Raw genomic sequence first — 13,190 nt, forward strand, 5'->3', positions numbered from 1 at the left:
TTGAAAAACGATGAGGATTTGTCTGAATCGTATTCCTCTTAATCCCGTTTCTGAATCTTTTTTCACAACTCTGATGGGTTCAAATTTAGATAGATAGAAGGCTGGATATATTCCCGCCATAGTTCCGACGCCTATTACAGAACAAATCACGAAGAGGGCGATATCCCAAAAATGATAGTTGAAGCCAATCTCTACGGTCGCAAATAGCTGTATCCAGGGAAGAAAATAATAAACTATTCCCCAGGCCAATAGGACAGATAGGAAAGCAAATAAAATGGATTCCCCTAAGAATTGTTTAATCAACTGAGTGCGGCTTGCTCCAACGACTTTTCTTAAACTGATTTCGTCTGTTCGATTGAGAGATTGTGCTGTTGTCAAATTTGTGAAATTGATGCAGGCAATAAGCAGAATCAATACGGCAATAGAGGATAGTATATAGATATACAGAATATCGCTATTGGGTTCGATTTCGTTTTCGAGATTTGAGTGGAGATGAATATCCGTTAAGGGCTGCAAGATAAGCTTTGAGTTGTCTCCATATGAACTTTGTGCTAAAAGGTTCAATGACACATTAAGCATTTCTGATTTCAAATTTTCAGGGAGTAACAGGTAGGTGTAGAAATGGTGAGAATTTTTACGGGATATTGCCCGCTTATTCGCGCTTTCAAGCGTGGAGAAGGAAATTAAGCAGTCGAATTTTAAGTGAGAATTGGAGAGTATATCTTTCAGGATTCCCGTAATTTTGAAATTTTTTTGAAAGGTTTCAAAAACAAGTGTCTGTCCGAGCGGGTTTGTGTTTCCAAAATACTTGATAGCCATTTGCTTTGATATGACAATTGTATTGGGTTCCCGTAAGGCTGTGTTTATATTGCCCTGAAGAAGCGAGAATGAGAATACTTTAAAAATGGAAGCGTCGGCAAAGACAATGTCTTCATAATGGCTTTGATCTCGATACTTGAGGGTGTAATGTTTCCAGGGCCACAGTCGCGTATAAAGGATTTCGGGAAATTCACTTGCCAAGCCCGGTGCGATGGGAGCCGCGATAGATGCCCAAGTTCTATCCTTAATCTGGGAGACTAACCTGTAGATTCGGTCCGATTTGTCATGATGGCGATCATAGCCGAGTTCGTGCTGCACATATAGCATGAGCATGGTGAAACAGGCGATACCTATTGATAGTCCCACAATATTGATGATCGAATACATCTTATTTCGATATAGATTTCGAAGAGCAATAGTAATATAGTTTCTGTACACAGCGATCTCTCAATTGGGATGGTTGATCTCAAATAGATTTACTCATTCTTACATCGTAGAGGATGCACTTTGACAATGAGGGGTGTGAGAGTATTTCAGAATACTATGCTATGAAACTTTATCGCGGAGCGTTTTGTCTTTTTATGTAGTAAATTAAGACCTCTATAGCTCTAAATAACAGGATTGTGCGATGTCAAATATTCTTCTCGATAAACCCGATGTCGAATCTCATCTTAAGACGCTCGGCTTCGACAGGGTGCTCGCTTATAAGCTCTGGTGTTACCGCAATGGGCTGGATACTGGTCTGGATAAAACCGCTGCTCAACGCAGGGCAGAAATTGATCTTTTGCAACGCGAGGTTGAGCAGCGCGATCCCGATGTTAGCCCGAGGCACAATGCCCACCGCGCCAAATTTATCGCCCGTATTTTTAAAGGCGAGCTTCAGAATGAGACAGTCTCTGATTTGCTCTTTCGCATTCGCGCGATTTACAATAATCTCGACGGTGATCCCGACGCGCAACAAGCACTGGGGCGCCTGGTTCTCCACGTTGAAAAATATGGCGATTTGATGCGGCCCGCGCGCGTCTGCAAGCGCTTTGGTCATACGGTTGTCAATACCTATATCGCCGCTCTTGAGCAACTCGCGCGCAATCACGCGGATTGGATTCGTCCCGTCGAGGATTGGCGACCAGATAGCTGGACACATCGGCAACTCGGAACCAAACCAGTGCGACAATTCTATAGCCTTGCGCGTCATCTTCTGGCCCAATACGATGTGCCCGCATTTTTTGATACGGCATTTCTGCAAGGCAATACACCACAGGCGCAACAGGAGCAAGCGTGGTTCATACACATTGGCATGGGGCAAAATATCCGCACAGCCGGTGTGCCTATGCGGATCACAAAGCGCATGGCGCATCTGCTCATGCAAGAGAGAGGCTACCACCACACCATTGTTCAGTGTCTTCGCAAAGTTCAATACGCAGCTTATGGCGGTCCAGGGAAATCTGCCTGGACTCTCGCGCACGGGCCTTTGGGTGAAAAACTCAAAAACGAAGATTTTTGGGAGACGGTTGTCCAATTTCTCGCCAATCAGGCTTTTCTCGAACGCAGCTATATCAATCCCATCATAGACTATATCCGCAATCAAAAATTTACGCCTCAGCGCATTCCACAACCCGATGGTACGGAGACCGAAGGGCCGCCGCCACATCCCAATTTTTGTATGAAGGGCCGCAGTATTAATAAGCTTCTCCGTCAGGTCGATGAGTGGCATCAAGAACTCACGGGTTTGGAAGATATCGAATTGGAAATCTGGGATTCCTCTGGATTCAGGGAGTTTGAACACGTTGCGCTGGATCCCAAGCTCAAACGCAATATTCATTGGACGGTTCACGAACTCATTACTTCGCAACAACTCTACACCGAGGGGCGCATTATGCATCACTGCGCGGGGTCTTATGCCAAACGCTGTGCGGCGGGTGAGAGATCTCTCTGGTCTTTGCGCGCGCTCGATCTCGACGCTGCCGAAGAGAATCAGGTGCAGGAACACGTGCTTACCATTGAGGTCGATAATAAGAAAAAATCCGTCGTTCAAAACGCTGGCAAATTCAATCTCAAACCTTTTGGCAAAAAGCATCTCGCCAAGCAACGCAAAACGGGGAATATTTACCTTCATCTCCTCCGCGAAGCGCCGACGATTATGCGCCTGTGGATGAACCGCGAAGGATTGTCTCATGGATAATACGGCGATAGCCGGTCACGCGTTTCCCTTTGTCGAAGTATCCGGTACGGCGTATGACATGGGGTATCAACACGGCAAACAGGCCGCAGATCTCGTTCACAAATATCTCGTGTGGATCGATAAACTTACGGGCAAATCTCGCGATGAACTCTGCCAGAATGCGCGCGCTTTTCATCCCTTAATTGAAAAGCTGAGTCCGCTGCTTATGGACGAGATTCACGGGCTTGCAGATGGTGCGGGTATTTCTTTTGACGAGGCGCTTTTGTGTCAGGCGCGGGGTGAAGCCGCCAGTGTTCCGCCCGAGGGGTGTACGGCTTTCGCGCTTACGGGTTCTGCGACTGCCGATGGGTACCCCCTGGCTGGTCAAAATCAGGATCTCGCGGTCGAATATGCCGATGTCGCCATTCTCTTGCACGTTTGTCCTTCTGATGGTCGTCCCCGGGCATTGCTCTTCACTTTTGCCGGACAATTGGGTTATTCGGGTATGAATCAGTACGGTCTGGCTCATTTTGCCAATGCGCTTTACGATTGTCCCTGGCAAATGGGCTTGCCTCACTATCCGCTCAAACGCATTATGCTGGAGCAGAAGGGTCTGGATACCTGTCTTCGGATTCTCAGACAACATCCCACCTGTTCGGCCGGGAATATGGTTTTTTGTTTTGGCGATGGGCAGATTGCCGATCTGGAAATCCGTCCCGAAGGTGTGATGCAATTTACCGATACACATCCCGATGCGATTGTTCATGCCAATCACTATCTCACCCCCGAATTTGCACCCTGCGAAACCAATAGTCTCGCCGATTCCTGCCCCCGACGCGATAGGATGCGCGACCTGGTTAAAGAACACTGGGGCAATATCACGGTGGATACGATGAAGGCTATTCTCTCGGATCACGATGGCGACCCGGCAGCGATATGTCGCCACGGTGCTGTAGATATGTTTTCTATTTCGGGTTATATCGCCGAACCCGCAAAGGGGTTGCTCCACGTTCGGCGAGGACTGGGCTGTACGGGAACATGGACGGCTTATGAGATTTAGTGTTTTACATCAGGGGGTCCAGGTTTTGGCGCGTTCGGCGTAGTCGAGGGCTTGGGCGGGAATATCTACGCCGACTTCTTTGGACCAAGCTGCGAGAAGCTGTTGATAGAGGGGGCCGGGTTTGCCGGTGCCGACGGGTTGGAAGTTGAAGCGGGTGATGGGTACCATACAGATGGTGGTTGATGTGTACCAGGCTTCGTCGGCTTCTCGCACATCGTAGGGTTCGATGTCGGTCTCATAGACGGGGATGTTCAGTCTTGCGGCGAGGTCCATGCAGACCTGCCGGGAGACGCCGCGCAGGATGTCGTGTGGTTTGGGTGTGTGGATTTCGCCATTGCGGGCGATGAAGAAATTGGTGCCAGTGCCTTCTGTGATAAAGCCGCGTTCGTCGGTGAGGAGGGCGTTGGCACCTTTTTCCATGCGTTGAGCCTGGAGGTTGGCAATCTGGTAGTAGATGCGGCTGCGGTTTTTGGCTTTGGGGTCGATGTACCGGGCGGGTACGGATTGCTGGGGCGTGATGACGAAGTGAGTGCCCTGTTCGTAATAGTGGGCACTGCCTCCAATGTGGCGCACGAGCGGGATGACGTTGATGGTGACGATGGGACTGGCACCTTCTGTGACGAGGGTGTCGTAAAAGCCCAGGGCACCCCGGGTGACGTTGTGCATGATCTGAAAGTCCAGATTTTCCAGGGCGGGCAGATTTTTTTTTATGGTTTTGTGCGTGGCGTCTTCCATCTGGTCGATGCTGAGGCCGCAGTCGATTTCGGCGTATTTCATGGAGGCGTACAGGCGTTTCAGGTGGTTGCGAAGGCAGTAGGGTTTTTGCTTGAAGGAGCGGGTCATTTCAAATACCATGTCTCCAAACATCAGGGCGGAGTCGAAGATGGAGATACGGGCTTCGCGTTCGGGCATGAAGTTTCCGTTGAAATAGACGAGGCGCTGGGGCATGGGGAGGCCTTTCGTGAGAGTCGAAGATTGGGAAATGGATTGTTATATATACGACAATTTTTTTGAAATTCAAGTGAGGATGGCGATGGAGGTCACGGAGGTCGAACTATAAACCGAAAGAGAGGATTGAGACAATGGCGGAACGATATAGAGCGGTGTTAATCGGATGCGGCAGGATGGGGGCGACAATTGACGATGAGGTACAGGATCGTCCCGACAGGCATCTGTGGCTCCCGTATTCACATGCAGCAGCGGCTGTGGCGTGTGAGCGGACGGAGCTCGTAGCGGTTTCGGATGTGGTAGCAGAGAAGGCAGAGGCGATTCGCCAGCGGTACGAGGTTCCGGTTTGTTATACGGATTATCGGGAGATGATTGAGAAAGAGAAGCCGGATATTGTGTGTATCGCGACCCGTCCAGCGACCCATTCAGAGATAACGGTTTTTGCGGCCGAACATGGGGTGAAGGGGATTTATTGCGAGAAGCCGTTGTGCTGTTCGATGGCAGAGGCAGACGCTATGGTGGTAGCGGTTGAGAAGTACGGCGTGAAGTTCAATTACGGTACGCAGCGGCGATATATTCCGGTTTATCGGAAGATGCGGGAATTGGCGGATGCCGGGGAATTGGGTACGGTGCAGGCTGTCATTGTGCAGGATGGGGTGACAGCGGCGTTGTGGGGGTTAACCCATGGGGTGGATATGATGTTGTTATTAGCCGGAGATGCCGAGATTGAGTACGTGCAGGGAACCATTGTGTGTGAGGATGAGGATTGGGAGGGCAACCGCCTGAATGTGGATCCGGGCATAGCCAGCGGGTACGTTCGGTTTGCCAATGGGGTTCACGGATATACAACGGCGGGCAGCGGCTCAGAGTTTGAGATTTGTGGCTCGGAGGGAAAGTTGAGAACGTTTAATAATGCGCTTGCCTATCAGTTTCGAAAGGCAAGCGGTGTTCGGTATGTGCTGGAGGAGCAGGCATTTCCAGAGGTTCCGTGCGAGAGCGGTACGGTGAATGGGATTCGGGATATCGCGGAGGCGCTGGATACAGGGCGGGAGACAAAGGGGCCGGTTCATCTGGCGCGACGGAGCCAGGAGATGGTGATGGGGTTTATTGAGTCGCACCGGTTGGGCGGCGTGCGGGTAAGTTTGCCGATGGAGAACCGAGAACTGTACGTGGGGCGGGAGGGTTGGTGAGTGTGCGTCATTGATTAAGGAGGATGGCGATGAAGATCACAGAGATCGAGGTGATTCCGCTTCGGGTCCCGTATGAGGCGCGTATCCGGAAGGCGTATTATCATTTTGCGATGCGGGAAGAGGTGACGGTGTATAAGTTTCATACGGATACGGGGCTGATAGGATTGGGGGAGAATGTGGGGTCGCCCTTTGGTCAGGAGATGCTGGATATCTATATCGGGACTGATCCATTTGACCATGTGATGGGGCAGGGGCGGTTTAATCTGGATATGGCGTGCTATGATTTGATGGGCAAGCATCTGGGGTTGCCAGCGTGGAAGCTGATGGGGCAGCAGGTGCGTCAGTGGGTGTCTATGGGGTGGTGGATGCCGTGTATGTCGGTGGAGGATACAGCGACAGAGGTGCAGGTAGCGGCAGAGCGGGGGTTCCGGGGTTTGAAGTGCAAGGCGCGGGCGTTTTACGATGTGGTGGCATGCGCGCAGGCGATCCAGGATGTTGCGCCGGTAGATTTTCGGGTGGAGTTCGATTTTAACGGGGCGCTGATTTGTGTGGAGAAAGCGTTGCCGGTGCTGCGGGAGTTGGAGAAGATTCCGGTGGTGAAGGGGGTGGAGGAGCCAATTTTTGCGTATGATGTTGAAGGGTGGCGCAGGCTGCATGAGGCGATTCGAATACCGTTCTATCTGCACGGGGTGCGGGTGCTGTGTGAGGCGGCGTCTCGACAACCGTCGGGACCGTGGATAGGGCTTCGAGCGGGGGATTTTGATGGGGCGCTTTGCAGCCACGAGTGTGTGCGGGATGCGCTGGCGGCGGCCTGGACTTTTGCAGCGGCGAATACGCCGATTTTGTTGCAGTATGTGGGGACGGGGATTACGACGGCGTTTGCGCTTCAGTTGGGAGCGGTGATGCCGACAGCGACGCTGCCGGGGGTGACGGCGAGCCATTCTTATGAGGACGATTTGATTGTGGATGCACATTCGGTGCAGCGCGGGTTTATGAAGGTTCCAGAGGGACCTGGCCTGGGCGTGGCGCTGGATGAGGATGCCGTGGCGAAGTACCTGGATACACCTGCTGTGGAATGGCCCCGGCATGTTTCGGTGGTGACGTTGCCGGGCGATGTCAAACATTTTTATAGAAATTTGCAGCAGGCAGAGCGGCTGATGAAACAGGGGGTGGATGAGTCGTTTGCGCCGGGCGTGCGTCTGGATGAGTGGGAGGACGATGGGAGTGAGGAATTTGACAGGCTGTGGACCCATTTGCAGGCGCAAGATGCACCGATTTGGGATGGGTGAAGATGAGATGGTTTTTAACAGTATTGTTGCTGTGTCCCCTGTGTGGGCAGGCGGAGGAGAGAATATTGATGCAGATTGCGACGACGATTGATTTTGGAAAAGATGTGGGGCAGAACTGGGGTACGTTGTTTGAGGCGCGAGATGCAGAGGGTCGCGTGGTTTTGGGCGCGGGGTTTACAGGTGTGTATAATACGGCGTTTCGCATGGATCGATATACGTTGCAGTTTTTTGTGCGGGATGATGAAGCGGAGATGAATTTTGAGACGCTGCCGCCTTCGACGGAGGATGGGGGGAGTTATTTGTTCGATCTGGATGGCAAGGTGTACGCGTGTAGCTATCATCAGGATCGGACCGCGAGAGCGTGGGACGATGTAGCAGGTGCCTGGCAGGTGGATGAGAGTTTTGGCGTGGGTGAGACGGTGAGCGGGGAGGGCAAGATGCGGGTTGGGGGGAAGGTGCTTCAGTTTAAGAGGGGTGAGGTGTGGTATGATGGGGATCGAGTTCTCGCAAGACCGGTGTCCGGATATTATCATCATTTTTATTATGCGCTGGGGTATTTGACGTTTTTCTATAAGAATGAGGAGGTGGAACAGCCGTACACGAAATTGTACGCGGTGCCCTGGGTGCCGGGAGATGGGGCGGTTGATCTGGAGAAGGCGGTGGTGCTCGATCTGAAGTACGATCGGGAGACGCCGTTTGCCATTGGGCAGCTTGGGAATGAGATTGTAAATTCGTCCAATATGGGCGGGATATATGCGTTTGACGGGGAGAGGTGGAAGGTGTTGCGCGCATCATTGGAGGGGGTGAGTTTTCAACTTTATTCGATGCTGAATTGGTATGATAAGCTGTTGATGTCGCAGTATCCAACGGGTAATTTGTTCATTTACGATGGGGAGGAGGTTCGTCATATAGAGGATTGGCCGCCTGTGATGCCAGGTGTGTCGGATAGGGTGCGAGAGGCGCAAACAACGGGGTTTTACGGCGGGGATCTCTATGTGGGCGTTTGGCCGTGGTCCGAGTTGTGGCGGTACGATGCACACAGGGATCACTGGCAGTTTGTGAAGCGGATGTTCCGGCGTCCGCCAATTACGGATGAGATGAATCATCCGTGGGAAGATCGGGTTGTGGCGTATAATGAAGAATACGATGGCGATATCGTGATCAATGAGTGGGGGCAGCGCGTTACGGGACTATCTCCGATGGGGGATGGACTCTTTCTTTCCGTGAGTGCTAAGGGTTGTCCCGAGCGAGATATGCGGCTTGCGTTTTTGCACGATGACGAGGTTTGGGATGAGTACCGCGTGGTGCATCGGTTGAAAAAGCCCGGGCATGTTTCTGTGCCGGTTGTGTGGCGCGAAGAGCCGACGACGCTGTTGTTCACGGTTGGCGAGGCGGAGATCAGTGTCAGGCAGGAAGGGAAACTCCTGGGGACGGCGCCAGTTCGACGAGAACAGGTGGAGCGAGTGGTGGTGGATGCCGAGTTTCAGTGGGAATACGGGATGTATGGACCGTTGCGAGCGGGGTTGCTGTCAAAGGAAGTGGAACGGTAGTGCGTGCGAGGAGGGTCAGGACCTGCGGGCTGTTTTGCACATATATTCTAATTCTGGAGGGACTCATGGCTGTTACACGGGAGGATTTACAGGCTGCTATTGATCGGTTTCCGCGTACGGAATTGGCGGATTTGCCGACGCCGTTGGACAATTGTCCGCGGTTTTCAGAGGCGCTGGGTGGGAAGGTGCGGATGATGGTGAAGCGGGATGATTTGACGGGGCTGGCTTTTGGAGGGAACAAGACGCGAAAGTTTGATCTGGCGCTGGGAGATGCGGTGGCGCAAGGGGCTACGGCGTTGATAACGGGCGCGGCGTCACAGTCGAATCACGCGCGGCAGGCGGCGGCAGCGGCTGCCAGGCTGGGGATGAAGTGCGTGCTGGTGAACCGACACGATCACCGCAGCCAGATGGGTATTCAGGGCAATCAGTTGCTGGACAATATTCTGGGGGCGGATGTACGGCTGGTGGTGGATGGCGTGGATCAGAATGAGGTGAAGGAGCGGGTTGTGGAGGAACTGACGGCGCAGGGAGAGAAGCCCTATTTGATCGGGCAGCGTGCGGTGGTGCTGGGTACGGTGGCTTATGTGGGCTGTGTGCTGGAAATTGTGGCGCAGCTTGAAGCGATGGATGCACGGGCGGATTTTATCTGTACCGCGTCTGGGCACGGGACACATGCGGGGCTGGCATTGGGCGTGAAGGCGCTGGGGTTGCCGATTCAGACGCAGGGGTTTTCGCCCAGCAAGGGGGATGAGGCACAGCGGAAGGCGAGATTGGCAGAGGTGGCTAACGAGGCGGCAGAGCTTCTGGATCTGGATGTTCGATTGCGGGCAGAGGAGTTGGAGAATACGGATGCGTACGTGGGTGAGAATTACGGGATTGTGACGGAGGCGGGACTAAATGCGTTGCACCTGCTGGCGCGGACAGAGGGGATTTTGCTCGATCCGGTCTATACGAGCAAGGCGATGTCGGGGGTGATTGACCGGATTCAGACGGGAGAGATTCCAGAGGGTTCTACAGTGGTGTACGTGCATACAGGTGGGAATCCCGCGCTGTTCGCGTATGCGCCAGAGCTGATTTCACACGGGGATTATCGGCAAAATCTCGTGACGGGTTGAGGTGGTTCTGGAACTGGAGACGAATTGGGTTTGTCTGTTTCTTATTGGTAGGCACCATCGATAAGCGTCTTTCCAAATTCTGCGACAAACAAAAGAAAATCGCTAATACTTATTGTCCCGTCAAAATCTAAATCGCCATGTCTCGCCCTGAAAAGAGAGTCTTGTGTCGCGGTAAAAATAGGAGCTATGCGGTTCGGATCACTCCACACGCCCTTGTTTTGGGCCTTTGCTTCCTCTTGTGCTGATACAAACTCATTTCGCTTTTCGTATTCGTGTTCAACGTCTGCTACTCCATATCCCTGCCTTACCAATTCAAGGTTAAACAAGACGCCGTCTAAATACACATAAACGAGCAACCTGTCAAAAGCGTCTTTTTGCTGGTGGTCAAAAGATAATTTTACTTTTTTTCCGTACAGTCTTTGTCGTGTGTATTCTTTCGCTTCGGGGCCGTAAAAACCAACGGGTTCGAATGGGTGATTTGTCTCTGGCGTATCTACTCCTAACAAGCGCACGGTCACTGTGTATCCTAAATGCGTAACGTCTATTGTATCGCCGTCTTTCACGTCGGTTACTGTAAAATACACGTCGTCAAGGTCAACGCATCCAGAAGGCGCATGACAATGGTAGGTGTTATCCGATGTGTCAAAATGACCGCCCTGTGAATCTTGCCCGCCTCCGTGGGCAATCGCTAATGAACAAAAACAAAATAAGCTGCCAAATATCAAAACCTTTTTCATGTTTCTACTCGCCTCTCAAAAATAGCAATTCTAAGCGTTTATCTCGCCTTTCAACCGCAGGCCGCGGGATACAAATACGCGTTCGAATAACTCAAACAGTCCCTGTACAATGAGCGCGAGCAATGCCGCAGGTATAGCTCCTTGTAAAATCAAACCGATATCATCTAACCGAATCCCCGTTAAAATGGGTTGTCCATATCCTCCAGCGCCGATTAACGCCCCCAATGTTGCCGTGCCCACATTGATCACAGCCGATGTTTTGATGCCCGCCAGAATCGACCGCGAGGCTATCGGTAATGTCACCAATCGAAGTTGTGCCCAGTCGGATAAACCCAATGCTGTTGCTGATTCTCGTATCCCCACTGGAATATCGTGCAGTCCCGCGTATGTGTTTCGCACTATGGGCAGCAAACTGTACAAAAACAGCGCCACAATCGCAGGTGCTCCGCCAATACCCAATAACGGAATCATAAACACCAGCAGCGCCAGGGATGGAATGGTCTGAATGATGCCCACCAATCCCAAGATAAGTTGTCCACCTCTTGCCCATCGGAATGCCACGATTCCCAGGGGAATTGACACCACAATCGCCCCGAAAAGAGAAATTCCCACCAGTGTCAAATGATCCCATGTGTGCCGCCAGAATCGAGCGCCAGCAGTTTCTTTTTTTATTTTGACCTGTACATTGAGGTTCTGAGCTAAAAAATTAGCCGCAACCTGGGTTTCTGACTTTTTCTCCAATTTGACCTGTGCATTCATGACCATCATGTTTTTTTCTGAGATCAGCCCCTCTAATTTTAAAATTTCTCTCACCACTTGAGGTGCTCGGTCTATCAAATCTACCCGATAGACAATGACGGCATTGTAAATGGGGAAATGCTGCAGGTCATCCACCAGTGACCGCAACCCGTAATACTGGATCTCGGCATCTGTCGAATACATATCCATTACATCAATTGTACCGCTCTCCAACCCGCGATAGGCCAGGTCGTGATCCAATCCGCTCACATTCTGATGCGGGAGCACATATCGGTTCCGCAAACTCGGCCACCCATCTCCTCTATCCATAAATTCATTACCAAATCCCAGCTTCAAATCTGGGTACTTCTTTAAATCCGAAATAGTCTGGATCCCCAGTGCTTTAGCTCTTGTTTCCACCATGCCCAGTACGTATGTATTATTGAATCCCAAAGGGCGACTCATCACAAGGCCCATCTCTGCCAGCCAAGCGCGAATATCTGCTTCATTACGCAAATTTTCTTCTGCCAAAATTTCCCGACTCAGGGTACCTGTGTAATCCGGATAAAGATCAATATCGCCCGCAATCAATGCATTCCACAATACCCGCGTTCCCCCCAACTCGCGCCGATGCGTAACCGATGCGTTTACACTGCGCCCGATATGAGATAGTACCTCACCCAGAATGACCGATTCCGTGAACTTCTTTGACCCCACGACAATCTCTTGTGCCTGGGTTGAGGTGCTGAACAAAAAGGAAAATAGAATACACAGGGCGGTGAATTTCACTGACGTTGTGGTGTAGTGCGTGCGCGTCATTTCGCTATCTCTCCCGGCGCCATACTTTCCAACGAATTTCTCTGCGCATGAATAAACTGCGTCACAAATTCATGCGCCGGGTTCTGCATCAAATTTTTCAAGCTTTCAATCTGGACGATCTCCCCTTCCCGCATCAACACAATCTGATCCCCGAAAAATCCCGCTTCGCCCATATCGTGTGTCACCATCACTACTGTTTTGCCCAATGTCTGAAAGATCGAACGCAAATCCGATTGCAAATCCGCCCGAATCATCGGGTCCAGGGCACCGAGTGGTTCGTCTAATAGCAATACGTCGGGATTCAGCATCAATGCCCGCATCAATCCCACGCGCTGCCGCTGACCACCTGACAATTCCCCTGGAAATCGATCCAATCCATCTGCTGGAAAATGCGTTAAAGTTGCCAATGTCTCGATCCGAGAATCGATCCGATCCTCCGCCCAACCCAGATAATTTGCCATTAACGCTACATTTTTTCGCGCTGTTAAATGCGGAAACAATCCCCCCTCTTGAATCACATAACCCATCTTCTGCCGCAGCGACAACACATTTGCTGGCGTCAGAGCTTGTCCGCTATAACTCACCGTGCCCTCGTCGGGCCAGATCAGTCCCACCATCAATCGAATTAAGGTTGATTTGCCACATCCACTCGGCCCAATTAACACCGTCGTCTGTTTAGCCTGCACGCTCAGGTCAACTTCGCGCAGCGCCTGCAAATCGCCAAATGTTTTCGAAACACCTGTCACCTCAAACATAACGTCTCC

At 51.6% G+C, this 13,190-nt stretch carries 11 protein-coding genes; 6 read left to right on the forward strand and 5 right to left on the reverse strand.

The annotated features are described in order from the left end of the window. Positions 1-1,206 (reverse strand): ABC transporter permease (locus tag OXG87_01630; protein MCY3868224.1); only part of this gene is annotated, 1,206 nt, incomplete at its 3' end. A gap of 241 nt (positions 1,207-1,447) precedes the next feature. Here OXG87_01630 and OXG87_01635 point away from each other — a divergent pair. Beyond that, a complete protein-coding gene (locus tag OXG87_01635; protein ID MCY3868225.1) occupies positions 1,448-3,001 on the forward strand; it encodes a PcfJ domain-containing protein in 1,554 nt (517 codons plus the stop codon). Next, the gene (locus tag OXG87_01640) at positions 2,994-4,040 is read left to right on the forward strand and encodes a C45 family autoproteolytic acyltransferase/hydrolase (protein ID MCY3868226.1); all 1,047 of its coding nucleotides are present in this window, start codon (positions 2,994-2,996) and stop codon (positions 4,038-4,040) included. Before OXG87_01635 ends, OXG87_01640 begins: the two co-directional genes overlap by 8 nt. 9 nt (positions 4,041-4,049) lie before the next feature. Here the strand turns inward: OXG87_01640 and OXG87_01645 are convergent, their stop codons facing one another. Then, complete coding sequence (locus OXG87_01645; GenBank protein ID MCY3868227.1) at positions 4,050-4,988, reverse strand: aminotransferase class IV; 939 nt, start codon at positions 4,986-4,988, stop codon at positions 4,050-4,052. 134 nt (positions 4,989-5,122) lie between these two features. On the opposite strand from OXG87_01645, the gene OXG87_01650 reads away from it, so the two are divergent. The 4 genes from OXG87_01650 to OXG87_01665 all read left to right on the forward strand — a co-directional run bounded on the left by OXG87_01650 (position 5,123) and on the right by OXG87_01665 (position 10,132). Then, complete coding sequence (locus OXG87_01650) at positions 5,123-6,178, forward strand: Gfo/Idh/MocA family oxidoreductase (protein MCY3868228.1); 1,056 nt, start codon at positions 5,123-5,125, stop codon at positions 6,176-6,178. Between the two features lie 29 nt (positions 6,179-6,207). Then, positions 6,208-7,467: a mandelate racemase/muconate lactonizing enzyme family protein gene (locus tag OXG87_01655; GenBank protein MCY3868229.1), complete on the forward strand. Its 1,260-nt coding sequence runs from the start codon at positions 6,208-6,210 to the stop codon at positions 7,465-7,467. Between the two features lie 2 nt (positions 7,468-7,469). Continuing rightward, a complete protein-coding gene (locus OXG87_01660; GenBank protein ID MCY3868230.1) occupies positions 7,470-9,017 on the forward strand; it encodes a hypothetical protein in 1,548 nt (515 codons plus the stop codon). A 65-nt stretch (positions 9,018-9,082) separates the two neighbouring features. Beyond that, entirely contained in the window at positions 9,083-10,132 is a 1,050-nt protein-coding gene (locus OXG87_01665) for a D-cysteine desulfhydrase family protein (GenBank protein ID MCY3868231.1), read from the forward strand. 41 nt (positions 10,133-10,173) lie between these two features. Here OXG87_01665 and OXG87_01670 read toward each other — a convergent pair whose 3' ends face one another. From OXG87_01670 to OXG87_01680, 3 genes are read right to left on the reverse strand one after another with little or no spacing between them, the layout of a single operon-like run. Next, entirely contained in the window at positions 10,174-10,869 is a 696-nt protein-coding gene (locus OXG87_01670) for a thermonuclease family protein (protein MCY3868232.1), read from the reverse strand. A gap of 30 nt (positions 10,870-10,899) precedes the next feature. Continuing rightward, positions 10,900-12,426 carry an ABC transporter permease subunit gene (locus tag OXG87_01675; GenBank protein MCY3868233.1) on the reverse strand — a complete coding sequence of 509 codons (1,527 nt, stop codon included), beginning with the start codon at positions 12,424-12,426 and terminating at the stop codon, positions 10,900-10,902. After that, a complete protein-coding gene (locus OXG87_01680; protein ID MCY3868234.1) occupies positions 12,423-13,181 on the reverse strand; it encodes an ATP-binding cassette domain-containing protein in 759 nt (252 codons plus the stop codon). Before OXG87_01680 ends, OXG87_01675 begins: the two co-directional genes overlap by 4 nt. Between the last annotated feature and the right edge of the window lie 9 nt (positions 13,182-13,190).

The sequence above is a fragment of the Gemmatimonadota bacterium genome, assembly GCA_026706845.1.
Lineage (GTDB): Bacteria > Latescibacterota > UBA2968 > UBA2968 > UBA2968 > VXRD01.